We start from the raw sequence: 572 nt of genomic DNA on the forward strand, positions 1-572 counted from the left end.
CTATAACGCAGCGTGGCATGGATCCAAGCGGCGCCTTCACCGCGAGTCTGTTTGCACAAATTCCCTATATCATCGCTGTCCCTATATGGGGTTACGTTTCCGATCGAATCGGTAGGAAGCCCGTAACGATTTTTTATTTTCTGGCAGTAGCGGTGCTAACATTTCCCCTAATCGGCTTCATATCCAATGAACCTTGGACGCTATTTGTCGCGCAAGGCGTGATGCTCTCGGTTACTGGTTGTATTGGTGGAACGCTACCTGCAATCATTGCTGAACGTGTTCCAACACGGTACCGTTCGCGCATCATGGGTATTTCTCTCCCCCTTTCACTTGCTCTGTTCGGCGGCACAGCACCCTATTTGAGCAGCTGGTTCTCAAGCATGAACCTCTCCTGGGTGTTTAACCTGTATGTTGTGGTTGTAGTTCTAATAGCAGCGGGCGTGGTAGCAACGTGGAGAGAAACGAGTGGAATTGACTTGCGAGAAGTCAATTAGCATGCAGGTTCATCGGCGATGATGGCGGGCKGAGTGGTCATTCCCCTCCGTACGTGCGCCGGCTCTGCGCCATCAACC

Annotated in this window: 1 protein-coding gene; it reads left to right on the forward strand. The window is 51.8% G+C overall.

The genetic code is table 11. The annotated features are described in order from the left end of the window. Positions 1–494: MFS transporter (locus QD357_RS32865; RefSeq protein ID WP_414126170.1), on the forward strand; the 494-nt coding region annotated here is incomplete at its 5' end. Positions 495–572: the final 78 nt, after the last annotated feature.

It is taken from the genome of Rhizobium sp. BR 317 (assembly GCF_047445835.1).
Classification (GTDB): domain Bacteria; phylum Pseudomonadota; class Alphaproteobacteria; order Rhizobiales; family Rhizobiaceae; genus Rhizobium; species Rhizobium paranaense.